This window comes from Actinomadura geliboluensis, from assembly GCF_043197915.1.
In the GTDB taxonomy this organism is placed as follows: Bacteria; Actinomycetota; Actinomycetes; order Streptosporangiales; family Streptosporangiaceae; genus Spirillospora; species Spirillospora geliboluensis.
This window is the reverse complement of the sequence record NZ_JBICUA010000009.1, coordinates 309,770-333,138: the sequence shown is the minus strand read 5'-3', so window position 1 is coordinate 333,138 and position 23,369 is coordinate 309,770. Positions and strand designations below refer to the sequence as shown.

Below are 23,369 nucleotides of genomic sequence, written 5' to 3'. Positions count from 1 at the left end.
TGCGGGCGCGGTCACGCCGTCCAGATCTCCGGCGTGCGGCCGATCCACGGGCGGGCCTCCTCCAGCTGCGCGGACAGCGAGATCAGCGCGCCCTCGCCGCCGAGCCGCCCGGCCAGCATGACCCCGATGGGCAGCCCCTCGTCGTTCCAGTGCAGCGGGACGTTCACCGCCGGCTGCCCGGAGACGTTGTAGACCGCCGTGAACGGGGTGAAGTTGGTCTGGCGCCGGAAGTTCTCCTCCGGCTCCTGCCCGTGGAAGTGGCCGATGGGGACGGGCGGCGACGCGAGCGTCGGGTGCAGGATGGCGTCGAACCCGTCCGTGATCGGGAACGCGGCGCGCAGCGCGCCCTGCAGCGCGGCGTGCGACTGCATCAGCTGCGGCGCCGTGGTGGCCTCGCCGAGGCCGCGCAGCCAGCGGCTCAGCGGCTGGAGCAGGTGCTCGCTCTCCTCTGGGACGGGCGTCATCGTCGCCATCACGCCCCACAGCGTCGCGAAGTGCGGGAGCAGGTCGGCGCCGAGCACCTCCGGCAGGTCGACGACCTCGTGGCCCAGCTCCTCCAGCAGCGCCGAAGCCTCCTCGTAGGCGGCGACGCAGTCGGGGTGGACCTCCACGCCCGGCACCGGCGGCTGCTTGCTCCGCGCGATGCGCAGCCGGCCCGGCGCCCGGTCGGCGTACGCGAGGAACGGCCCGTCGGCCTGCGGCGCCCGGTACAGGTCGCCCGGCATGTGGCCGGCCATCAGGTCCAGCATGAGGGCCGCGTCGCGGACGGTCCGGGCGATGGGCCCGTTGGTCGACAGTCCGAACAGGTCGGGGACGATCGGCCCCGCCGACACCCGGCCGCGGGTCGGCTTGATCCCGAACAGGCCGCAGGCGCTGCTCGGGATCCGGATCGAGCCGCCGCCGTCGCTGCCCTGCGCGATCGGCGCCAGCCCGGCCGCGACCGCCGCCGCCGCGCCGCCGGACGACCCGCCCGCCGACCGGGTGAGGTCCCAGGGGGTGCGGGCCGGGGGCGCGACGTCACCCTCCGTATAGCAGGGCAGGCCGAACTCGGGCGTCGTCGTCTTGCCCAGCAGCACGGACCCCGCTTGCGCGAGCTTGGTGACCACATGGTCGTCGGCGAACCCGGTCAGGTCGGCGTACACCGCCGACCCGAACGTCATCCGGACGCCGTTCACCATGTTCAGGTCCTTGATCGGGACCGGGACGCCGTGCAGCGGCGGCAGGTCCGCCGGGTCGGCCGCCTCCAGCACCGCCTTCTCGGCGCGGCGGGCCTCCTCGCGGGCGCGCTCGGCGGTGACGGTCACGTAGGCGCCGACCTGCTCGTTCAGCCGGTCGATGCGGGCCAGATAGTGGTCGGTGAGCTCGACCGGGGATACTTCCCTCGTGCGGACGGCGGCGGCCATCTGGATGGCGCTCAGGTCATGGGTTTGTGTCACGAATCGGAACGCTAGACGCCGTGTGCGCGGGCATCAAAGAGGGCAGGGACGTAAAGGCGGAGGAAGGAGAAGAGTATCGGCCTACCCATCCGTCGCGTAAGTTACTCACTGTCCCGACGGCGACAAAACTATTAACCCCGCATGACTAGTCGCCGACCGGCCGGATGATTACTCTGCGCACGGAGGATCATGCCCCCGATGGGAAAGGGATACGGAGCGTCACTCATGGCGATCATGGAGCGGGGCAACACGCAGGGAGCCCGGGGCCAGCCCCGGGCCGAGTCCGAGGAGTCGCGGCCGGTGGAGGCACGGTCGGAGGAAGCGCGTGAGCACCATCACCCGGCGCCGGTGACCGAGCGTCCGGAGGAGGGCGAGCGCACCGCCGCGACGCCCCTCGACGACCCCCGGATCCGCCGCTGGGCGTGGCGGGCCGGCGCGGCCGTCGTCGCGGGCGTCGCCGTCATGGTCCTGGTCGGCTGGCGGCTGGGCGTCGCCGTCGCGGTCCTGGTGGTCGTCGGCGATGTCGTCCGGACGTCCCGCAAGAGCTCCTCCGTCACCGCCTGGCAGAAGTCCTCGGCCGCCGAACGGCGCACCGAGAAGCAGCTGAAGTCCCTCCAGCGCAACGGGTACCTCGTGCTGCACGCGCGGGCCGTCCCCCGCGACGACGAGGGCGTCAGCGACGGGCGGATCGACCACCTCGTGATCGGGCCGAGCGGCGTCTACGCCATCGACTCCGAGAAGTGGGACAAGCGCCTCCCCGTGCGCACCATGTCCCACCTGAAGCTCTTCCACGGCCCCTTCAACAAGAAGGACCGGCTGGACGAGGCGCGCTGGGAGGCCCAGATGGCCAGCAGCATCCTCGCCGAGCGGGTCGGCTTCGAGGTCCCGGTGCAGGCCTCCGTGGCGATCTACGGCCCGTCCATCCCGTGGAAGGTCATGCGGGTGCGGGACGTCGACGTCTACGCCGGCAACCGGGCCCGCGCCTACCTGCGGCGCCGTCCGAAGATCCTCACCGACGGCGACGTGCAGCGCATCTTCCAGGCGGCGGAGCAGGCCCTGCCGCCGAAGTACCCCGACTGAGGCCGAGGGCGGCCTGCTTCCCCGGGCCGCCCGCCCCAACTGCTCGACGGCGAGCCCGCCGGGACGTCCGCGTCCCGGCTTTTCTCATGCCCGCTCACCGGTTGGTAGCATCGAGGGTCACGGGCCGGCCCGCGCGCGACCTCCGCTGAGCCGGCGGCAGCGCCGAGATCCGCCGCTGCGAGCACGCTTCCGAAGGCGACCCGCCCCGCCACGCCGAACCACGCGCGGCCCGTCGTCCCCGCACGCCACAGGTTTGGAGAGGTCACATGCCACCGCTCAGGTCACGCACGGTCACGCACGGCAGGAACATGGCGGGCGCCCGCGCCCTCATGCGCGCCAGCGGCGTCGAACGCGAGGACTTCGGCAAGCCGATCGTCGCGGTGGCCAACAGCTTCACCCAGTTCGTGCCGGGCCACGTCCACCTGGACGAGGTCGGCAAGGTCGTCGCGGGCGCGGTCCGCGAGGCCGGCGGCGTGCCCCGCGAGTTCAACACCATCGCCGTGGACGACGGCATCGCGATGGGCCACGGCGGCATGCTGTACTCGCTGCCGTCCCGCGAGCTGATCGCCGACGCCGTCGAGTACATGGTCAACGCGCACTGCGCCGACGCCCTCATCTGCGTCTCCAACTGCGACAAGATCACCCCGGGGATGCTGCTGGCCGCGCTGCGGCTGAACATCCCGACCGTGTTCGTCTCCGGCGGCCCGATGGAGGCCGGCAAGCCGGTCGCGGGCGTCATGGGCGGCAACAAGCTCGACCTGATCGACCCGATGATCGCCTCCGCGGACGTCTCGATCGCCGACGACACCCTGCTGGAGATGGAGGAGTCCGCCTGCCCGACCTGCGGGTCCTGCTCCGGCATGTTCACGGCGAACTCGATGAACTGCCTCACCGAGGCGATCGGGCTGGCGCTGCCCGGCAACGGCACCGTCCTCGCCACCCACACCGCCCGCCGCCGCCTCTACGAGGACGCCGGCCGCACCGTCGTCGAGATCGCCAAGCGCTACTACGACGGCGACGACGAGTCCGTCCTGCCGCTGAACATCGCCACCCCGGAGGCGTTCGAGAACGCGATGGTGCTGGACGTCGCGATGGGCGGCTCCACCAACACGATCCTGCACCTGCTCGCCGCCGCGACCGAGGCCCGCGCCGACTTCGGGCTGGCCGAGATCGACGCGGTGTCGCGCCGCGTCCCGTGCATCTGCAAGCTGGCCCCGGCGACCGCCAAGTACCACGTCGAGGACTGCCACCGCGCCGGCGGCATCCCCGCCCTGCTCGGCGAGCTGCACCGGGGCGGGCTGCTGCACGGCTCGGCGCACTCGATCCACTCCGCGTCGCTGGAGGAGTTCGTCGCCAAGTGGGACGTCCGCTCCCCCGACGTCCTGCCCGAGGCCGTCGAGATGTTCCACGCGGCGCCCGGCGGCGTCCGCAGCACCTCGGCCTTCTCGCAGAGCGCCCGCTGGGAGACCCTCGACCTCGACCGCGAGAACGGCTGCATCCGCTCCGTCGAGCACGCCTACACCGCCGACGGCGGGCTCGCCGTCCTGCGCGGCAACATCGCCCCCGACGGCGCGATCGTCAAGACCGCCGGCGTCGAGGAGGAGCTGTGGACCTTCACCGGCCCCGCCGTCGTCTTCGAGTCGCAGGACGAGGCCGTCGAGGGCATCCTCAGCGGCCGGGTCACGCCCGGTGACGTCGTCGTGATCCGCTACGAGGGCCCGAAGGGCGGCCCCGGCATGCAGGAGATGCTGTACCCGACGAGCTTCCTCAAGGGCCGCGGGCTCGGCAAGGCGTGCGCGCTGATCACCGACGGCCGGTTCTCCGGCGGCACGTCCGGGCTGTCCATCGGGCACGCCTCCCCGGAGGCGGCGGGCGGCGGGATCATCGCCCTCGTCGAGGACGGCGACCGCGTGGTCATCGACATCCCGAACCGCGTCCTGGAGCTGGCCGTCCCGGCGGACGAGCTGGAGATCCGCCGCGAGAAGCTGCTCGCCGACCTCGGCGGCTACCGGCCCCGCGACCGCAACCGCCCGGTCAGCGCCGCGCTGCGGGCCTACGCGGCGATGGCCACGTCCGCGTCCACCGGCGCCGCCCGCGACGTGTCGCAGCTCGACCGCCTCCCCAACAACTGAGCGAGGCGGGGGTGTGGGGGTCGTCCCCCACAGGGAACACGAGCAAGCGGGCCCGGCGCTTTACCCGACGGGTAATCGCCGCCGTTCCCTGACTTCGGCACAGTGGTGGGTGCCGGGCGAGACCAGCCCGGCGCCCACCGCCGAAGGAGTCCGCGATGACCGCCTACGCCCTCGCCCACCTGCGGCCGCAGCCGCCGCTGCACGACGACGTCTTCACCTACATCGAGCGCATCCAGGACACCATGGACCCGTTCGGCGGCCGCTTCCTCGTCCACGGCGTGAACCCCGAGGTGATGGAGGGGCCGTTGGAGGGGAGCTACGTCCTGATCGAGTTCCCCGACATGGACAGGGCCCGCGCCTGGTACGAGTCGGACGCTTACCAGGCGATCCTCCCCATGCGCACCGACCACATCCCGGGCACCGCAGTGCTGCTGCAGGGCGTCCCGCCGGGCTACGACCCCGCGGCGACCGGACGGGCCATGCGCGCCGCCCAGAACGGCTAGGAGCAGCAGCCTCCGCCGCAGCAGCCTCCTCCTCCGGCGGGCTTCGGCGGGGGCGCCGTGCCGCGGGAGGTGCCGGTGACGGCGACCGTGGACAGCAGCTTGACCGTGTCGTCGTGGCCGTCCGGGCAGGGGGCCGGGTCGGACGCGTTGATCATCGGGCGGGAGACCTCGAAGGTCGATCCGCACGCGCGGCAGCGGTAGTCATAACGAGGCACGGCCCCAGGATACGTGGTCGCCGGGACGCGGGGCCGCCGGTCAGGCCGCCGGTTCGGAGACGTAGGCGGCCCACTGGGGGTCGCCGTCCTGGACGAGGCCGATGAGCCGCCAGTGCGCGCCGCGCGGCACGGCGGGCGGGACGGGGAGCGTCCAGCCGAGCTCCGACAGCAGCCGGTCGGCCTTGCTGTGGTTGCAGGTCATGCAGGAGGCGACGCAGTTCTCCCACACGTGCTCGCCGCCGCGGCTGCGCGGATGGACGTGGTCGATCGTCTCGGCCCGGCGCCCGCAGTAGACGCAGCGGAAGTTGTCGCGGCGCATCAGCGCGGCCCGGGTCAGGGGCACGCGGGTGCGGAACGGGATGCGGACGTAGCGGCGTAGCCGGATCACCGACGGCACCTCGACCGTCATCGTGGCCGAATGCAGCACCGCGCCCGTCATGTCGTGATGGACGATCTCGGCCTTCTCCCGGAGTACGAGGCAGACCGCCCGCCGCAGCGGCAGCGTGGTGAGTGGTTCGTACGTCGCGTTCAGGAGCAGGACCTGTCGCATCAGACGGCCTCCGCCGGGTTCGGCGGGATCGCCGGATTCGGCGGGTTCGGCGGATTCGGGGGGTGGGTCGCCTCGGCGGGCGCGGTCGACCGCGCCTCGGACCGAGGCCCGATTATCGTCTCCGGTTCCTGCGCCCTCGCCATGAGAACCTCCCCAGGGGCGAACCGACCTTCATCAGTGTGGCGTCTGAGGGAGCCCGTCCGCTACCCCAATAATCCCCCAGCGTGCGCCGGAACGAACGCGGACCCGCGTTCAGGGCAGGGGGGACTGTCCGGACGGCCAGCCCCGAAGGGCCAATACAGTGCATTCATGACGCCGTATCCGCCCGCGCAGCGCCAGGACATCGTCGAGGACATCCACGGCCACCGGGTCGCCGACCCGTACCGGTGGCTGGAGGACGCCGACAGCCCCGAGACCGCGGAGTGGCTCGCCGCGCAGGACCGGCTCTTCCACAAGGTCGTGGACGCGCTGCCCGGCCGCGACGCGCTGCGGGCCCGCCTCGGCGAACTGCTCGGCGCCGGCAGCGTCGGCTCCCCCGTGTGGCGGGGCGAGCGGCGGTTCTTCACCCGCCGGGACGCCGGGCAGGAGCACCCCGTCCTCTACACGGCGGACCCGGACGGCACCGAGCGCGTCCTCGTGGACCCGATGGCGCTCGACCCGGACGGCACTACGACGCTCGACGGCTGGCAGCCCGACAAGGAGGGCCGCCGCCTCGCCTACAAGGTCTCCACCGGCGGGGACGAGGAGTCCCTGCTGTACGTCATCGACGTCGCGACCGGCGAGCGGGTCGAGGGGCCGATCGAGCGGGCCCGGTACTCCGCCGTCGCGTGGCTGCCGGGCGGCGAGGCGTACTACTACTCGCGCCGGCTGCCCGCGCACGAGGTCCCGGACGGCGAGGAGCAGTACCACCGGCGCCTCTACTTCCACCGGGTCGGCACCGACCCCGACGCCGACGACGTGCTGATCTTCGGCGCGGGCCGGGACAAGACCAACTACTACGGGGCCGGCGTCAGCCGGGACGGGCGCTGGCTGACGGTCTCGTCGTCGCAGGGCACGGCGCCGCGCAACGACCTGTGGATCGCGGACCTGTCCGCGTCGCCGCCGGAGGCCCCGGAGCTGCGCCCCGTCCAGGAGGGCGTGGACGCCGGCACCGGCCTGCACGTCGGGCGCGACGGCCGCGCCTACATCTTCACCGACCGGGACGCGCCCCGCTCCCGGCTCTGCGTCGCCGACCCGGCCGACCCGTCCTACGAGCACTGGCGGGACCTCGTCCCGGAGGACCCGGAGGCCGTCCTCACCGACTTCGCGATCCTCGACGGCCTGGACCGGCCCGTCCTGCTGGCCGGGTGGACGCGGCACGCGATCAGCGAGATCACCGTCCACGACCTGGCGACCGGGGAGCGGATCGGCACCGTCCCGACGCCGGGCCTCGGCTCGATCGGCGGCATCGTCGAGCGGCCCGAGGGCGGGCACGAGGCGTGGTTCGGCTACACCGACAACACCACCCCGTCCTCGGTCCTGCGCTACGACGCCCGCACCGGCGAGACCACGCCGTGGGCGTCGGCGCCGGGCGCGGTCGAGGTCCCGGAGATCGAGACGCGCCAGGTCGTCTACACCTCCCGCGACGGCACCGAGGTGCGGATGCTGGTCGCGTCCCGCCCCGGGCTGTCCGGCCCGCGCCCGGCGATCCTCTACGGGTACGGCGGCTTCAACATCTCCCTCACCCCGTCCTACTCGGCGAGCATCCTGGCCTGGGTGGAGGCGGGCGGCGTCTACGCGGTCGCCAACCTGCGCGGCGGGTCCGAGGAGGGCGAGGAGTGGCACCGCGCGGGCATGCGGGAGCGCAAGCAGAACGTGTTCGACGACTTCCACGCCGCCGCCGAGAAGCTGATCGCGGACGGGCTGACCACGCCCGCCCAACTCGCGATCTCGGGCGGCTCCAACGGCGGCCTGCTCGTCGGCGCGGCCCTCACCCAGCGCCCCGACCTGTACCGGGCGGTGGTCTGCTCGGCGCCGCTGCTCGACATGGTGCGCTACGAGCGGTTCGGCCTCGGCCAGACCTGGAACGACGAGTACGGGACGGCGGACGACCCCGAGGAGTTCGGCTGGCTCATCGGCTACTCCCCGTACCACCACGTCCACCCGGGCACCGCGTACCCGGCCGTGCTGTTCACGACGTTCGGCAGCGACACGCGCGTGGACCCGCTGCACGCCCGCAAGCTGTGCGCGGCGCTGCAGTACGCCACCGCGTCGGACGCGCCGGTCCTGCTGCGCGACGAGGCCGAGGTGGGGCACGCGGCCCGCTCGGTGAGCCGCTCGGCCGACCTGATGACCGACACGCTCACGTTCCTGGCCGCGCAGACCGGGCTGTCCTTCGACGAATTGACTCATGGTCTAATAGCGGGATGACGGTGCAGACCACCACGGTCCTCGACCTCCTGCGCGAGCCGCCCGGGGAGCCCGACACGTCGGCCGGCTACCTCGACCTGCTCGGCCCGCCGGCGAAGCCGTCGCTGGCCCAGTCGGCGATGGAGTCGACGTTCCTGCCGCGGATCTACGAGAAGGTGTGGCGGCCGATCGGCTTCAACCTCGCCAAGGGCTGGCCGCTCGGCCCCGACACCGCCGCCGAGCACGCGATGGCCCGCGAGTGGCTGGGCCTCACCGATCGCCCGCCGGCGACGGTGCTGGACGTGGCGTGCGGCCCCGGCAACGTGACCCGGGCCCTCGCCGAGGGGGTCGGCCCGGACGGCCTGGTCGTCGGCCTGGACGCGTCCGAGACCATGCTGGCGCAGGCCGTCCGCGACACCCCCGAACCCCACCTCGACGACGCCCGCATCGACTACGTGCGCGGCGACGCCGTCGACCTCCCGTTCCGCGACGGCGTGTTCGACGCCGTCTGCTGCTTCGGCGCGCTCTACCTGTTCGACGACCCGTGGCGGGCGCTGGACGGCATGGCCCGCGTCCTGCGGCCCGGCGGCCGGCTGGTCATCCTCACCTCGCGCCGCCCCGTCCCGCTCCCCAGCGCCCGCATCGCGGGCGCGCTGATCCGCCGGACCACGGGCTTCACGGTCTTCGGCGACCGCGAGGTGACCCGCGCGCTCACCGCCCGCGGCTTCACGGACGTGCGCCAGCACCGCTACCCGCTGATGCAGATGCTCGCCGCCCGGCGCCCCTGACCCGCGCGAGGTACGGCGCGGGTCAGCGGCGGCGCCAGGTCGGCGGAGCCACCGCGTCAGCGGAGCCACGGGGTCAGCGGAGGCGCGAGGTCGGCACAGCCACGGGGGTCAGCGGAGGGGCTTCTCGATGTAGATGTTGACGATGCCGCCGATGGTCTCGCGGCGGGTCTCGCGCCAGCCGAACTTGCGGTAGAGGGCCAGCGCGGGGGCCTGGAGCTCGGTGGTGTCGGCGCGCAGGACGCGGTAGCCGTACTCGGCGGCGCGCTCCTCCAGGGCCCGGACGAGCGCGGCGCCGTAGCCGCGGCGCTGGACGGCCGGCAGGACGCGCAGGCGCACCATCTCGACGGCGTTCAGCTCGCGGGCGCCGGGGGCGTAGCCGCCGAACGCGCGGGCGTGCCCGCCGGGGATGAGGTCGGCGCGGCGCAGGCCGCCCATCGCGACGATCCGGGCGCCGAGCTCGCCGACGAGGAACTCGCCGTCGTTGCGGAGGTAGATGTCCTCCATCCGGAAGAAGTCGTGGTCGTAGTAGACGCCGTCGCCGGGCCGCAGGCCGACCTGGGCGAGGCCCTCGCGGTGCAGGGCCAGGACGGTGCCGTGGTCGGCCGCGTGGTAGCGGCGGATGCGCAGGTCGCCGAACCGCCAGACGGGCGGCTCGTCCTCCAGCCGGACGAGGTGGCCCTGCGAGAAGGTGCTGCCCATGCCCGGTCAGACCTGCTCGGCCGGCGGCGCGGTGACGGGACTCTTGATCGAGGGGCCGGAGAGCGCCTCGTAGAAGTCCTTGAGCGCCGGTATCTCGCCGTGCTTGGCCGAGACGGCCGCGCCGATCTGGCGGGCGCGGTGCACGAGGATGTCGCTGCGGTGGTCGGCGGGCAGGTCGAGGATGGCCTCCCGGCCGGCCACGAGCGCGGCGTCGGGATGGCCGGCGTGGAGCTTGCACATCGCGCGGTCGAGGCGCACCAGGGTCAGGTCGACGCGGTCGGTGGGCGAGTAGAGGGTGAGGGCGTGGCTCAGCACCTCGTCGCCGTGCTTGTGGTCGCCGAGGTTGGTGAACGTGTCGCCCTCGTAGAAGGCCATCTGCCGGTCGGTGAACCCGAACACCAGGTCGCCGGTGTCGGTCTTGGACAACTGGTCGAACACCGAGCGCCCCCGGACGAGGGCGCGGCGGGCGCTCGGGGCGGCGTCGCCGCGGCCGCGCAGCGCGAGCATGCCGAGCGCGCGGGCCTCCACGGCGGGGGCCATCGCGGCGGCGACGCCGGGCGTCCGGCCGGCGAGGTCCTGGGCCTTGCGGGCCAGGTGCAGCGCCTCGCGCGGGTCGCCGTAGTACATCGGCACGAGGGACTCGCGGACGGTCACCCAGGCGCGCAGCTGCCGGTCGCCGGTCTCGTCGGCGGCGGTGCGCGCGGTCCGGAAGAAGGAGCGGGCCAGCCGGTGGTCGCCCAGGTTGATCATGATCAGCCCGGACAGCCCGGACAGCTGCGCCGCGATCCGGCACAGCCGCTCCTGCAGTTCCACCGGCTGCCGCTTGTCGCACATGCGCCGCACCTCGCTGAAGTCCAGCAGGACGTCGCAGAGCATCCGCAGCGAGGGAGTCGCCTGGTACTGCCGGCCGTAGCCGTAGGTCGTCTCCTCCCACTGGTCGAGCATGGTCGGCGAGACGGTCGCGCCGACGAGGGTGTCGTCCATCTTGCGGCGCAGGTTGTCGACGGCCCCAAGGAACTGACCGTCGAGCGCCACGCCCGCTCCGGCCAGCAGCTGCAGAAGGGTCCTACGAAGCACGATGTCCTCCTCTCCCACATCAATGGTCAGGGGGCCTTCGGCGCGGTCGGGGCCCCGTACGTCGTTGACGGTGATCCAGGGGCGCTCGTCGCCCCTGGGAACGATCGCCCCGACGAGCGCGTCGGGGTCGGCCGCCGGGCGCCGCTCCGGGGCGCGCGGCGGGGGGACGCTCGGAACCCCCGTGCGGGCCGCGTGGCCGCGGCCGCAGATGCAGGGGCTCTGGTAGTCGAGCGCGTCGGGCTCCACCCGGTAGACGGCGCACAGGTAGTGCAGGTATTCGGGACCGGGCCGCTTGTACCCGCTCTCGTAGGCCGACAGCAGCGTCTCCCCGAGCCGGGGAGGCGGTTTGCCGTCGACCTCGTACAGCGCCCTGACCTGCGCCACGATGTCGGACAGCGCGACACCGTGGGCAAGGCGGTGCGCCTTGATCCGGCTGGTGCCGAACAGCGGCCCGCACTGCTCGTGGATGTCCTGCGCGATCTGGACCGGGCCCTGGCCGCGGGCCAGGGCGTGCGCGCGGATCCGGCGGGCGACTTCCGTCTCTTTCCGGGGGGGATCCGACATCGACTCCGGCCTCCTCACCGTCGGGCCGGGACGCCGTTCCCCCGGGGGGAGGGCGGTCGTCCCTGCCACGGCGACCGGTCACTAGATGGCCACGACAGATAACCTTTCGCGCACGCAGCGTAACCCTCGTCACATTGGCCGCCAAGCGGTTTCGCAGAAGAAGCACCGGCCGGAGGACGCCTCACCCCCTGCGGGTAGAGATTCTTCCTCCGGAGGAGGGGCCCCTTCCTCTGAGGTGGGGTAATCCGGTACTTCGCCGGACGACCGCCCCCTTGACCCGCCAGTGTGAGAGTTGCAATTCTCGCCGCGAGTGACCGGACGGATCCAGAGAGTCGATCATCCGCCCCGGTCCGGTCGACGTCCGGTGCTCGCCATGGAGGGGGTGTGAAGGTGGTCAGCGACAGACGCGTCGGCTACCTCGAGGAGCTGGAGCACGAACTCGACACGCAGGGCCTGGTCGCCCGCGTCGTCCGCACCCGCTCGGGGCCGGCCTTCCTGCGGGTGGTGAACCCCGAGGCCGCGAGCCTCGCCGAGGACGTGACCTGCGCACCGGCCCCCGAGACCAAGGACCACTACTTCTGGTGGTCGTGGGGCGAGCGCATGCACCGGGTGGACGACGTCGGCGGCGCCGCGATGAAGCTGGCGCACGTCCTGCAGCCGCTCTCCCGGGAGGTCGGCTCCCGCCCCTGAGACCGGGCGTGTCCCGCGGTCCGCGGCCGGAACGGCGCGGCAGCCGCCGGCCGCGGGACACGTTCGCCCTAACAGCCCCTCCCCGGCCGCGCCTCCCGGGCTCCGTCCGGGCGGCGCCTCGTCCGGCGGCGTACGAACCGGTCGGAAACGTCCCCTACGATCGGCTCGTGCCCGCCGCGGGTCCACAGCGAGGTGCCGAGGCACCACAATTGGCCGGGGAGGGTCTGCACCATGTCATTCGCCGCGTCGTCTCTTGCCGCCTCGCCGCTCGCCGGGCCGCTCGCCGGAGCGCTCGGGGTGCCGGCCGCGCCCACCGCGGCGCCCGGCGGCGAGCCGCTGCTCCCCTGGGCCGACAAGGGGTCCCCGGAGACGGCCTGCGGCGACCCGGACCCGACGACGGCGTGCCGGCTCGTCTGGAACATCTCGCACAACACCGACTTCACCAAGTTCTTCGCGACATGGCTGGACAAGCCGCTCACCACGCTGCTGCTGATCATCATCACCTTCGTGGTCGCGCTGATCGTGAAGAACATCGCGCACCGCATGATCACCAAGGTGACGCTGCGGATGGCCGAGGGGACGATGTCGGAGCGGGCCCGCGAACGGGCCCGGACGGTCTTCGAGGGCAGCCCCGCCCTGCTGAACAAGCGGCGCGCCCAGCGCGCGCAGACGCTCGGCTCGGTGCTGCGCTCGATCGCGTCCGTCCTGATCATGGGGACGGCGCTGTTCAGCATCCTCGGCTCGCTCGGCCTCAACCTGGCGCCCATCCTGGCCAGCGCCAGCGTCATCGGCGTCGCGGTCGGCTTCGGCGCGCAGAACATCGTCAAGGATCTGCTCGCCGGATTGTTCATGCTGCTGGAGGACCAGTACGGCGTCGGCGACTTCATCGACGTGGGCAGCGCAAAGGGGACGGTCGAGGCCGTCACGCTGCGGGTCACCCGGATGCGGGACGTCAACGGCGTCGTCTGGTACGTCCCGAACGGCGAGATCAAGAAGGTCGGGAACGAGTCGCAGAACTGGGGGCGGGCCGTCCTCGACATCCCGGTCGACATCCACGAGGACACCGAGAAGGTCAAGGAGATCCTGCAGGCCACCGCCGACGAGATGGCCGCCGACACCGCCTGGAAGGACCTCGTCCTGGAGCAGCCGTCGGTGTGGGGCGTGCAAGCCCTCGCGGGCGACGCGATCGTGATCCGCGTGGTGCTGAAGACCGCGCCGGGCAAGCAGGGCGACATCGCCCGCGAGCTGCGCGAACGCGTCAAGCGCTCGTTCGATGAGGCGGGCGTCACGGTGGCCACGCCGGCGCCGTAGGCGATCAAGGTGAGGATCGGGACGCATCTCACATATGGTGGGGAGCGCTATGGCTGAACAGGTGACTTTCTACGAGGCGGTCGGCGGTGAGGCGACCTTCCATCGGCTGGTGCACCGCTTCTACCAGGGCGTCGCCGAGGACCCCGAACTCCGGCCCATGTACCCGGAGGAGGATCTCGGCCCCGCCGAGGAGCGGCTGCGGCTGTTCCTGATCCAGTATTGGGGCGGTCCGAACACCTACAGCCAGCGGCGCGGGCATCCGCGGCTGCGGATGCGGCACGTACCGTTCGTCATCGACGAGGCCCAGCGCGACCGGTGGCTGAAGCACATGCGGGACGCGGTGGAGGAGCTGGAGCTGCCCGAGCCGCTGGAGAAGCAGCTCTGGGACTACTTCACGATGGCGGCGCGGAGCCTGGTGAACACGCCCACGTGACCGGCCGGGCGCGGCCGTGCGGCGGCCGCGCGTGACCGCTGCGGGGTAATCGGGTAGATCGCGGTGTATGACGCGAATCCCGTGGTGGCGCGACGCCGTCGTGTACGAGATCTACGTCCGCAGCTTCGCCGACGCCGACGGGAACGGTGAAGGCGACCTCCAGGGGATCCGGTCCCGGCTCGGCCATCTGCGCGACCTCGGCGTGGACGCCCTGTGGCTCACCCCCTTCTACCGCTCGCCGCTGGCCGACGGCGGCTACGACGTGGCCGACTACCGCGACGTGGACCCCCGGTTCGGCACGCTGGACGACTTCGACGCGCTGGTCGCGGACGTGCACACGCACGGGCTGCGGCTGATCGTCGACATCGTCCCGAACCACTCGTCCGACCGGCACCCCTGGTTCCAGGAGGCGCTCGCGGCGCCGCCGGGATCGCCCGAGCGCGCGCGCTACATCTTCCGTCCCGGGCGGCCGGGGGAGCGCCCCGGCGAGGAGCAGCCGCCCAACGACTGGCCGTCCGCGTTCGGCGGCCCGGCCTGGACGCGGGTGGACGACGGAGCCGGCGGCGGCGAGTGGTACCTGCACCTGTACGCGCGCGAGCAGCCGGACTTCAACTGGCGCAACCCGGAGGTCCGGCACGAGTTCGAGGACGTCCTGCGCTTCTGGCTCGACCGGGGCGTGGACGGCTTCCGCATCGACGTCGCCGCCGGCCTGTTCAAGGACGAGTCCTTCGGCGACCTCGCCGGCCGGGACCGCCGCGTCGCGAACGGCCCGATCTACAGCCGTCCCGAGGTGCACGAGGTGTACCGCAAGTGGCGGCGGATCCTGGACGAGTACGGCGGCGACCGCATGGCCATAGGCGAGGTGTGGACGGACGGCCCCGAAGACCTCGCGCTCTATCTGCGTCCGGACGAACTGCACCAGGTGTTCCAGTTCGACCTGCAGCTGGCTTCGTGGTCGGCGACGGCCTTCCGTGACGTGATCGACGCCGCGTTGAAGGCCGTCGCGCCTACCGGGGCCGCTCCCACGTGGGTGCTGTCCAGTCACGACTCGATCCGCCATTTGACGCGGTATGAGCGGCCGGGGGGCATCCCCGGCATCGAGCGTGCGCGAGCCAAGGCTGCGCTACTGCTGCTCTTGTCGCTCCCGGGATCGGCCTACCTGTACCAAGGGGAGGAACTGGGGCTGCCCGAGGTGACGGACCTCCCCGACGAGGCCCGGCAGGACCCGATCTTCGAGCGGACGGGCGGGGAACTCGCCGGGCGGGACGGCTGCCGGGTCCCGCTGCCCTGGTCGGGCCGGGCCGAGCCGTTCGGGTTCTCCCCCGCCGGCGTCCGGCCGTGGCTGCCGATGCCGCCGGAGTGGGCGTCGATGACGGTGGAGGCGCAGGTTTCGGACCCGTCCTCCATGCTGCGGTGGTACCGGGAGGCGCTGGCGCTGCGGCGCCGCCTGGCGAACGACCTGCCCGAGGACCTGGAGTGGCTCGACTCCCCCGGCGGCGCGCTCTACTTCCGGCGCGGCCCGCTGACGTGCGCGCTCAACTGCGGCGAGAATCCGGTGCGCCTCCCGCCGGGCACCCCGCTCCTGACGAGCACCCCGCTCTACGGCGACCTGCTCCCCGGCAACACCGCCGCCTGGCTCCGGACGCCCTGAGAAGCCGCCAGGACGAAGAACGCGGTGCGCCGGGCCGTGCCAGGGATCAGAGCACGGACCGGCGCACCGCGGGCCTTCACCGGCGGGAAGGGCCGGTTACATGGGCGGACGCTGGATCTGGAGCGGGTCGTCGGCGGGCGGCACCGCCTGGAAGGTCCGGGCCTGCGACTCGACGCCGGCCCAGCGCTTGACGTCCGCGACCGCCGCGGCCTGCTCGTCGGCGGGCAGCTTGGCGATGAGGCGGGCGCTGTGGTTCATGCCGGGCGCGACGTAGACGGCCGAGTCGCGGCTGCCCCGTCCGAGGGTGAACGGCTCGGCGCCCCACGGGTCGTTGGCGCCGTACAGGAACAGCATGTGGTTGGAGTTGTTCCGCACCCAGCGGTCGATGTCGCGCATCGCGCTGCCCCGGTCGAACCGCATCGGGATGTCACGCGGGACGTAGGTGCGCGGCTGGTAGCTGTCCTCGTAGCGCAGCAGCGGCCGCAGGTGCTTGAACTTGGGCGACGGCCAGCCGAGTTGGGTGCCCGCCTGGTAGTAGTACGGGATGTACGGGGCGAGCCCCTGGTCGCTGTAGAACGACAGCCCGGAGATGGTGTCGAGCGTCTTGTAGATCTCGTCGTCGGGGGCGTCCACCGGCGGCAGCGACGGGCAGTCGGACAGCAGGCTGTACTGGTAGAACGCCCACTCGTAGTCCATGACCGAGTTCTCGAAGGCGCGGTCCATCGAGCGCAGGATGGTGAAGGTCAGGCCCTGCTCGTCGGCGGCGGCCTTGAAGCGCTGGAGCATGGCGGGGCGGCGCTTGAGGAACTCGCGCGCGAGCGCCTTGACGTGGGCGCGGCACTGGGGGTCGTCCCCGACGGTCCGGAAGAACTCGTCGTAGGCGCGGTCGTCGTTGTTGTTGACGTCGTTGGGCGCCACGTAGACGACGCTGCCGTCGACGTCACCCGGGTAGAAGCGCTTGTGGTAGACGGCCGTCATGCCGCCCTTGCTGGCGCCGGTCGAGATCCACTTGCCCTTGTAGATGGTCTTGAGGGCCTTGATGAGCCGGTGCTCGTCGGTGGCGGCCTGCCAGATGTTGTCCTTGGACCAGTCGGTCGGCTCGGGACGGGACGGGGTGAAGTAGCGGTACTCGACCGAGATCTGGTTGCCGTCCACCAGGGCCGTGGGCTCGGACGTGAACATCACTTCGGGGGTGTTGTAGCCGCTGGTGTAGAGCACCATGGGCTTGTCCGCCGACTTGTGCTGCAGCATGATGCGCTGCTCGAACCACTGCCCCCAGGGCTTGCGGTGGTCGACGGGCTGGCGGTATTCGAGCCAGAACCAGCGGACCCCGGGAATCGTCGAGTCCTTCTCCGTCACCCGCATTCCGTGAATGGCCTTGAGCTGGGCCAGAATGTCGCCGGCCTGGGCCGCACCCGCCCGCGTGGTACCGGCCTGCGCGGTGATCGCCGCCTGCGCCGCCGTGGCTCCCGCGCCGGTCATTCCGGCGGCGAGCAGCAGTGCCATCGCTCCTCGTGAGACGCGCCGCATTGTGCCCCTTTCACGTGGGTTCTCCACATTCGCGTCGCGACACTAGAGGGAGAAGAGGCCCTAAAACGGATTGCTGTGGTGCTTGTTACCTATCCGTGACGGCTCGGTTGTCACCGGGCGCGCCAGGACAGATCACCCTGCGGGCGGGCCACGCGAAGGGACCGCAGAGGGTCACGCGGGCGGGGTCAGGGACACCCCGTCGTCCCACGGGGCCAGGCACTCGAAGAGGTGCTCGTCGTGCCAGCGCCCGTCCAGGTGGATGTGGCGGCGGGCCGTCCCGACGGGCGTGAAGCCGTTGTTGCGCAGGACGCGCTGGGACGCGTGGTTGTCGACCCTCGTGAAGGCTTCGACGCGGTGCAGGCGCAGGGCGCCGAACGCCACGTCCAGGGCCTGCCTCAGCGCCTCTGTGGCGACACCATGGCCGGCGTGCGCGCGCGCCACCCAGTAGCCGACGAAGCAGCACTGGAGTGGGCCGCGCAGGATGTTGTTGAGCGTGATCCGTCCGGCGATCTCACCGTCGACCAGGATCAGGCCGGGCCACATCTCCCCCAGCGCGTACGCCTCGATAAGGTCGTGCAGGTTGTCGCGCTGGGCGTCGACCGTGAAGTACGCGTCGTCGCGCTCCGGCTCCCACGGGCGCAGGTACTCGCGGTTCTCCCGGTACAGCGCGGCGAGCGCCTCCGCGTCCGCCATCTGGACGACGCGGAGCCGCACACCCGGCTGGCGGCGATCCAGGGCGGGCTGCGGCCCGGCCAGCGCGGTCATGCTCTCGGCACCACGTAGCGCCCGATGAACTCGCGCTCCTCCGGCGTGAAGCGGCGCAGCCGGTTCGCCTCCACGTCGAACGCGACGAGCGTCGAGGTCGCCTCCGCGTACACGTTCTCGTCGTCGCGCACCTCGTAGGCGAGCTTGAACGAGGCGGCGCGGGCCTCGGTCACCCAGGTCTCCACCCGGATCGGGTAGACGGTCGGCAGCAGCGGCAGGCGGTAGTCGATCTCGTGCCGCGAGATCACCATCCCGCGGACCGGCTGCTCGCCCTTGCGCACCGGGTCGCCGTGGAACATCTCCAGCCGGGCGTCCTCCAGGTAGCCGAGGAACTTGACGTTGTTCACATGGCCCTGGGAGTCGATGTCGCCGAACCGGATGTTGAACTCGTAGACGTGCCGGTACTCGGCCGTAGGCGTCCGCTGCATGTCCTCGCCTGGGGATCGGGGAACCGGGGTCGGCCCGATGTTACCCGCAGCCGATTCAGTCCCTGACGAGGCAGGGTCGCTTGCGGTCGAACGTCCAGCCCGGGATCAGGTACCGCATCGCCGCCTCGTCGTCCCGGTCGCCGAGCCCGTGGCGGACATAGCGCCGGTGCGCCTCCTCCAGCCGCTCCTCGTCGATCTCGACGCCGAGGCCCGGCGCGTCGGGCAGGCCGACGCGGCCGTCCACGATGCGGAGCGGGTCCGTGGTGAGGCGCTGGCCGTCCTGCCAGATCCAGTGCGTGTCGATCGCGGTGATCTCGCCGGGCGCGGCGGCGGCGACGTGGGTGAACATCGCCAGCGACACGTCGAAGTGGTTGTTGGAGTGCGAGCCCCAGGTCAGGCCCCACGCCTCGCAGAGCTGCGCCACCCGCACCGAGCCGCGCATCGTCCAGAAGTGCGGGTCGGCGAGCGGGATGTCCACCGCGTCCAGCCGGATCGCGTGGCCCAGCTCGCGCCAGTCGGTCGCGATCATGTTGGTGGCGGTGCGCAGGCCGGTCGCGCGGCGGAACTCCGCCATCGTCTCGCGTCCGGAATAGCCCAGTTCGGCGCCGCACGGGTCCTCGGCGTAGGCGAGGACGTCCTTGAGATCGTTGCCGACCCGGACGGCCTCGGCGAGCGACCACGCGCCGTTCGGGTCGAGGTTGATGCGGGCGTCCGGGAACCGCTCGGCGAGCGCCCGCACCGCCGCCGCCTCCTCGTCGGGCCGCAGCACGCCGCCCTTGAGCTTGAAGTCGGCGAACCCGTACCGCTCCCGCGCGGCCTCCGCCTGCCGGACGATCGCGTCCGGCGTCAGCGCCTCCTCGTGCCGCACCCGGAGCCAGCCGTCCGCGCCCTTCGGGGGCTCCCGGTAGGGAAGGTCCGTCTTGTTCCGGTCGCCGATGTAGAACAGGTAGCCCAGCATCGGGATCGAGCTGCGCTGGACGCCGTCGCCGAGCAGCGCCGCCACCGGCACGCCGAGGAACCGCCCCATCAGGTCCAGCAGCGCCGACTCGATCGCGGCCAGCGCGTGGACGGTGATCCGGGTGTCGTGCGTCAGCGGACCGCGCCCGCCCGCGTCCAGGTGCCCGAACGCGGCCCGGACGGAGTTCAGGATCTCGTCCGACCGGCCGAGGGGCCTGCCGACGATCAGCTCGCGGGCGTCCTCCAGCGTCCTGCGGATGCCCTCGCCGCCCGGCACCTCCCCGACCCCCGTGCTGCCGGACGAGTCGGTCAGCAGCAGCACGTTCCGGGTGAAGAACGGGCCGTGCGCCCCGCCCAGGTTGAGCAGCATGCTGTCGTGGCCCGCGACGGGCACGACCCGCATGCCGGTGACGGCGGGCGTGCTCATCGGGGCGTCCCCTGGTAGGCGATCGGCCGCTGGAACCGCTCGATGGCGAGGCTGCCCACCGACGTCGTGCGCGCGTCGGACGTCGCCGGGTACGGGCCGCCGTGGACCATCGCGTGCCCGACCCTGACCCCGGTCGGCCAGCCGTCCCACACGATCCGGCCGGCCAGCCGCTCCACCACCGGCAGCAGCCGCGACGCGTCGTCCCCGGAGCCGTGGATCGTCGCGGTCAGCTGGCCCTCCAGGCCCCGCGCCACGGCGATGACCTGGTCGAGGTCGTCGCAGCGGACCACCAGCGAGCAGGCGCCGAAAATCTCCTCCTGGAGGTCGGGGCCGAAGTGGGCGGCGTCCACGGCGGCGAGCGCGGCCCGGCAGCCGGCCGCCGCGTCGGGCTCCCGGCCGCGGGCGATGATCTCCACGTCCGGATGCCGGTCGAGCCGCGCGACGCCGTCGGCGTAGGCGCGGGCGATGCCCGGGGTGAGCATCGGCGCCCCCGGGTCGGCCTCGATCGCCTTGGCCGCCGCGTCGAGGAACGCGTCGAGATCCGCGCCCTTCACCGCGAAGACGAGCCCGGGGTTGGTGCAGAACTGCCCGGCGCCGAGCGTCACCGACCCGGCGAACCCCTCGGCCAGCTCACCGGCGCGCGCGGCCAGGGCGTCCGGCAGCAGGAACACCGGGTTGACGCTGCTCATCTCCGCGTAGACCGGGATTGGAACGGGCCGGCCCGCCGCCGCCCGCGCGATCGCCAGGCCCGCCTTCCGCGACCCGGTGAACCCGACCGCCCGGACGCGCGGGTCGGTGACGAGCGCGATGCCGAGCATGGGCCCGTCGCCGTAGAGCATGGAGAACACGCCCTCGGGCAGGCCCGCCTCCCGGACGGCCTCCGACACCGCCGCCCCGACCAGCTCGCACGTCCCCGGGTGCGCGTCGTGCGCCTTCACGACGACCGGGCAGCCCGCCGCCAGCGCGGACGCGGTGTCGCCGCCGGCCACGGAGAACGCGAACGGGAAGTTGCTGGCGCCGAACACGACGACCGGTCCCAGCGGCACCCTGCCCTGCCGGATCTCGGGCCCGCCCTCGCCCGCCGGGTCGACGCTCGTGATCGGCTCGCCGCCGCGAAGGTCTCCCGCGAACAGCCGGAGCTGCCCCGTCGTCCGGCCGACCTCACCGGTGAGCCGCGCCACCGGAAGCCCGGTCTCCGCCGCCGCGCGCTCGACCAGGACGTCGCGCAGCGCGTCGAGCTTGGCCGCGATCGACTCCAGGAAGGCGGCGCGCTGCTCGGCCGTCGTCGCGCGGTAGGCGTCGAAAGCCTCCTCCGCCAGGGCGCAGGCGCGCTCCACATCGCCCTGGTCGCCGTAGCGGTACCCGGGATCGAGGTTCTCACCGGTGCGGGGATCGACGGCGGTGATCGCCCGCCCCGTGCCGGCGACGCGGTCGAAGCCGATCACCATGCGTCCGGTGAGCTGCGCCAAGGGTCCGTCCTCCTCCGTCAGGTCACGTCAAAACGGACCCTAGGAGACGGGAACGATACCTGTCCAACACGAAAAACGCATTGTTCGATGCACCCGAAGCATCAATCCTGGGCGAACGGATCGGTCACCGTGCCGGACGGGAGCGCGGCCGAGGCGCTCTTCAGCAACGCGACGAAGTCCGCCAGGCAGGTGATGCACCGCGCGGCATGGTGGCTCAGCTCCCGGATCCGCTCGTCGCTGAGCACCTCGTTCGCCGAGGCCAGCTCCCGGACATGGGTACAGCGCGCCGGGGGTTCGCACGGCAGCTCCTCCCGGCGGCCCGCGAACCCGGCCAGCAGCTCGTCGATCCGGTCGGCGGCCTCGGGATAGCCCGCGGCGTACGCCTCCGCGTACGCCTGCGCCGCCTCGGTCACCAGATGCAGCTCCGCGCGCCCGCAGGCCCCGGCGAGCCGGTCGAGCGTGCGGCCGAGCCGCAGCGCGGCGTCGGCGTGGTCGCCGCCCGCCGCGACCCGAAACCAGCGGGCGGCCTCCACCAGGTTCCCGTCCGCCTCGTGGCGGCACCCCAGCTCGTACGCGGCCCGGTCGAGCTGCAGCGACGCGACGAACGCCGCGTGCCGCGCCCGCGCGATGTCGTCGCGCCGCCGGTACTCCTCCTCCACCTCCGCGAGCCCGACGGCGAACTCGGCCTCGGGCATGCCCGCGATCGCGGACGCCGCGGCGGCGAGGGCACCGTCCAGGGTCACGCGTCGACCTCCGCCGGCCGCACCATCCCCGCCAGCCGCCGCCGCGCCCGCTCCACGTGCACCGCGGCGGCGGCCTCGCTCTCGTCCAGGATCTCCGCGACGTCCGGCATCGGGAACTCCAGCAGGCAGCGCAGCGCGACGGCCTCCCGCTGCCGGCGCGGCAGGCTCCGCACCGCCGCGATCAGGCCGTCCGGCCCGGCGCAGGCCATCTCGTCCAGCGAGGTGCACTGCTCGCGCGCCTTCGCCTGCCAGCGGCGCAGCAGGGTCGTCGCGATCCGGAACAGCCACACGCCCGGCTTCTCGCAGGTGACCAGCTCGCCCCACCCGCACCGCGCGGCGAGCATGCTCTCCCGCGCGACGTCCTCGACCCAGCGCCCGTCCGCCGTCTGCGCCCGCAGGTACCCGGTGAGCAGCGGCGCCCAGTGCCGGTGGAAGGCGGGGAACGACGTCAGCGACTCCCGCTCCATGTTCATCGCGCCGCCCGCCCCGTCATCGTTGACCCGTCCACGAATCTCCTTTGCGGCACACAGGAACTGCTTTCACCCCAGTCTTACGCATAAAAGCGCCACCGTGGCTCACAATCCCCAACATCACCCGCCGAGATCCCGCCCCAGTGATCAAAAACACCAATGACCACTAGGTCACTACACCCCTCCCCCCACCTGCACCGACACCCCCGAGAAAGATCACCAAGAATGGTCCACCACCTCCGAACCCGACATTCACCCAACACCACCACGAACCAAATTCGACTTCCCCTCCCCCATCACGAAACACCCCGCAATCACGACCAAAACCCACCCGAACACCCGACAACCACAGACAAAGACACACCCGCAGAACGCGCCACCCAACAACCGCACCCCGAGCAAGGCCCCCTCGCCCCTGCGCGATCTCACACCCACGCATTGCCCCTAGCACGCCTCGCCATCGGCCACTCCGTGGTCGGGCGGTCTCTCCGTAGGCGCTCCTCGCTGACCCGAGAGCCAGACCTCACAGGCGCCCAAGCACAGCCGACGGGCTACGCAGGGCACATTCGCAGGCGAGAGCACAGGACAGCGAGCACCACGTGCGCGGGTTTCCACAGTGTGAGTGCGGGGCTAGGGCGCGCGCGGAGGGAGTGAGACGCTCGGGCAAGCATGAGTTTGGCCCCGGATCATGAGCGCAGAACCCACACGCCGGAGGCGCGGGCCGCTCGGCCCCCACGAGCGGGGCGCAGGACTCCTGAGCATGAGAGCAGAACTCACGCACGGAAGGGCGCGGGCCTCTCGGGCTCGCACGACCGGGCGCAGAGCTCCGGAGCATGAGTGCGGAACTCACGCACGGAAGGGCGCGAGCCTCTCGGGCTCGGCGACCGGGGCGCAGAGCTCTGAGCATGAGTGTGGAACCCGCGCGCGAAAGGCGGGTGGGCCGCTCAGGCAGGCACGTGCGAGGACGCAGGGGGCCAGAGTGTGGGGGCGGGCCTGGGGTGTGGGCCGAGGGTCTGGGGCTGGTCGGGTGGGACGCGGCGGCCCCGTGAAGGGGTGCTTCACG

General features: G+C 72.4%; 20 protein-coding genes and 1 pseudogene. 9 read left to right on the top strand and 12 right to left on the bottom strand.

Annotated features, from left to right (window positions below):
• Nucleotides 1–11: 11 nt before the first annotated feature.
• Nucleotides 12–1,436, bottom strand: a complete 1,425-nt coding sequence (locus ACGFI1_RS28695) for an amidase (RefSeq protein WP_392789620.1) — start codon at nucleotides 1,434–1,436, stop codon at nucleotides 12–14.
• Between the two features lie 348 nt (nucleotides 1,437–1,784).
• Between ACGFI1_RS28695 and ACGFI1_RS28690 the strand changes: the two genes are divergently transcribed.
• From ACGFI1_RS28690 to ACGFI1_RS28680, 3 genes are all read left to right on the top strand, one after another.
• Nucleotides 1,785–2,516: a nuclease-related domain-containing protein gene (locus ACGFI1_RS28690; RefSeq protein ID WP_392733688.1), complete on the top strand. Its 732-nt coding sequence runs from the start codon at nucleotides 1,785–1,787 to the stop codon at nucleotides 2,514–2,516.
• Between the two features lie 266 nt (nucleotides 2,517–2,782).
• Nucleotides 2,783–4,648, top strand: coding sequence for a dihydroxy-acid dehydratase (gene ilvD, locus ACGFI1_RS28685; RefSeq protein WP_392789618.1), 1,866 nt, complete (start codon nucleotides 2,783–2,785; stop codon nucleotides 4,646–4,648).
• 155 nt (nucleotides 4,649–4,803) lie between these two features.
• Nucleotides 4,804–5,151, top strand: a complete 348-nt coding sequence (locus tag ACGFI1_RS28680; protein ID WP_138635565.1) for a DUF1330 domain-containing protein — start codon at nucleotides 4,804–4,806, stop codon at nucleotides 5,149–5,151.
• On the opposite strand, the gene ACGFI1_RS28675 is transcribed toward ACGFI1_RS28680, so the two are convergent.
• Nucleotides 5,148–5,366 (bottom strand): FmdB family zinc ribbon protein, encoded by a 219-nt coding sequence (locus ACGFI1_RS28675; protein WP_138635566.1) that lies wholly within the window; start codon nucleotides 5,364–5,366, stop codon nucleotides 5,148–5,150. The genes ACGFI1_RS28680 and ACGFI1_RS28675 overlap by 4 nt on opposite strands.
• 40 nt (nucleotides 5,367–5,406) lie before the next feature.
• Nucleotides 5,407–5,916, bottom strand: a complete 510-nt coding sequence (locus ACGFI1_RS28670) for an HNH endonuclease (RefSeq protein ID WP_387072860.1) — start codon at nucleotides 5,914–5,916, stop codon at nucleotides 5,407–5,409.
• A 309-nt stretch (nucleotides 5,917–6,225) separates the two neighbouring features.
• Between ACGFI1_RS28670 and ACGFI1_RS28665 the strand changes: the two genes are divergently transcribed.
• Both ACGFI1_RS28665 and ACGFI1_RS28660 read left to right on the top strand, forming a co-directional pair.
• Nucleotides 6,226–8,325: a prolyl oligopeptidase family serine peptidase gene (locus ACGFI1_RS28665; protein WP_386873884.1), complete on the top strand. Its 2,100-nt coding sequence runs from the start codon at nucleotides 6,226–6,228 to the stop codon at nucleotides 8,323–8,325.
• Nucleotides 8,322–9,092: a class I SAM-dependent methyltransferase gene (locus ACGFI1_RS28660; protein WP_392789615.1), complete on the top strand. Its 771-nt coding sequence runs from the start codon at nucleotides 8,322–8,324 to the stop codon at nucleotides 9,090–9,092. The genes ACGFI1_RS28665 and ACGFI1_RS28660 overlap by 4 nt, the downstream gene beginning before the upstream one ends.
• A 108-nt stretch (nucleotides 9,093–9,200) precedes the next feature.
• Here ACGFI1_RS28660 and ACGFI1_RS28655 read toward each other — a convergent pair whose 3' ends face one another.
• The gene (locus ACGFI1_RS28655; RefSeq protein ID WP_138635570.1) at nucleotides 9,201–9,791 is read right to left on the bottom strand and encodes a GNAT family N-acetyltransferase; all 591 of its coding nucleotides are present in this window, start codon (nucleotides 9,789–9,791) and stop codon (nucleotides 9,201–9,203) included.
• A 6-nt stretch (nucleotides 9,792–9,797) separates the two neighbouring features.
• Entirely contained in the window at nucleotides 9,798–11,432 is a 1,635-nt protein-coding gene (locus tag ACGFI1_RS28650) for an XRE family transcriptional regulator (RefSeq protein WP_387072853.1), read from the bottom strand.
• Nucleotides 11,433–11,816: 384 nt separating this feature from the next.
• On the opposite strand from ACGFI1_RS28650, the gene ACGFI1_RS28645 reads away from it, so the two are divergent.
• The 4 genes and pseudogenes from ACGFI1_RS28645 (at nucleotide 11,817) to ACGFI1_RS28630 (ending at nucleotide 15,517) form a co-directional block, all read left to right on the top strand.
• A complete protein-coding gene (locus ACGFI1_RS28645; RefSeq protein ID WP_254715494.1) occupies nucleotides 11,817–12,122 on the top strand; it encodes a hypothetical protein in 306 nt (101 codons plus the stop codon).
• Between the two features lie 231 nt (nucleotides 12,123–12,353).
• Nucleotides 12,354–13,433: a mechanosensitive ion channel family protein gene (locus tag ACGFI1_RS28640; RefSeq protein WP_301174666.1), complete on the top strand. Its 1,080-nt coding sequence runs from the start codon at nucleotides 12,354–12,356 to the stop codon at nucleotides 13,431–13,433.
• Nucleotides 13,434–13,494: 61 nt separating this feature from the next.
• Nucleotides 13,495–13,860: pseudogene (locus ACGFI1_RS28635) on the top strand (globin); the annotation flags it as partial.
• A 73-nt stretch (nucleotides 13,861–13,933) separates the two neighbouring features.
• On the top strand, nucleotides 13,934–15,517 hold the full coding sequence (locus ACGFI1_RS28630) for a glycoside hydrolase family 13 protein (protein ID WP_392789613.1): 1,584 nt from the start codon (nucleotides 13,934–13,936) through the stop codon (nucleotides 15,515–15,517).
• Between the two features lie 96 nt (nucleotides 15,518–15,613).
• Here the strand turns inward: ACGFI1_RS28630 and ACGFI1_RS28625 are convergent, their stop codons facing one another.
• From ACGFI1_RS28625 to ACGFI1_RS28595, 7 genes are all read right to left on the bottom strand, one after another.
• Nucleotides 15,614–17,023, bottom strand: coding sequence for a S28 family serine protease (locus tag ACGFI1_RS28625; protein WP_392789610.1), 1,410 nt, complete (start codon nucleotides 17,021–17,023; stop codon nucleotides 15,614–15,616).
• 195 nt (nucleotides 17,024–17,218) lie between these two features.
• Complete coding sequence (locus ACGFI1_RS28620) at nucleotides 17,219–17,812, bottom strand: GNAT family N-acetyltransferase (RefSeq protein ID WP_138635574.1); 594 nt, start codon at nucleotides 17,810–17,812, stop codon at nucleotides 17,219–17,221.
• Nucleotides 17,809–18,240: an acyl-CoA thioesterase gene (locus tag ACGFI1_RS28615; RefSeq protein ID WP_392789607.1), complete on the bottom strand. Its 432-nt coding sequence runs from the start codon at nucleotides 18,238–18,240 to the stop codon at nucleotides 17,809–17,811. Before ACGFI1_RS28615 ends, ACGFI1_RS28620 begins: the two co-directional genes overlap by 4 nt.
• Nucleotides 18,241–18,295: 55 nt before the next feature.
• Nucleotides 18,296–19,624 (bottom strand): enolase C-terminal domain-like protein, encoded by a 1,329-nt coding sequence (locus ACGFI1_RS28610; protein WP_392789603.1) that lies wholly within the window; start codon nucleotides 19,622–19,624, stop codon nucleotides 18,296–18,298.
• Nucleotides 19,621–21,093, bottom strand: coding sequence for an aldehyde dehydrogenase (NADP(+)) (locus ACGFI1_RS28605; RefSeq protein ID WP_392789601.1), 1,473 nt, complete (start codon nucleotides 21,091–21,093; stop codon nucleotides 19,621–19,623). The genes ACGFI1_RS28610 and ACGFI1_RS28605 overlap by 4 nt, the downstream gene beginning before the upstream one ends.
• Nucleotides 21,094–21,194: 101 nt before the next feature.
• Nucleotides 21,195–21,836: a hypothetical protein gene (locus ACGFI1_RS28600; RefSeq protein WP_392789599.1), complete on the bottom strand. Its 642-nt coding sequence runs from the start codon at nucleotides 21,834–21,836 to the stop codon at nucleotides 21,195–21,197.
• Nucleotides 21,833–22,309 (bottom strand): RNA polymerase sigma factor, encoded by a 477-nt coding sequence (locus ACGFI1_RS28595; protein WP_392789597.1) that lies wholly within the window; start codon nucleotides 22,307–22,309, stop codon nucleotides 21,833–21,835. Before ACGFI1_RS28595 ends, ACGFI1_RS28600 begins: the two co-directional genes overlap by 4 nt.
• Nucleotides 22,310–23,369: the final 1,060 nt, after the last annotated feature.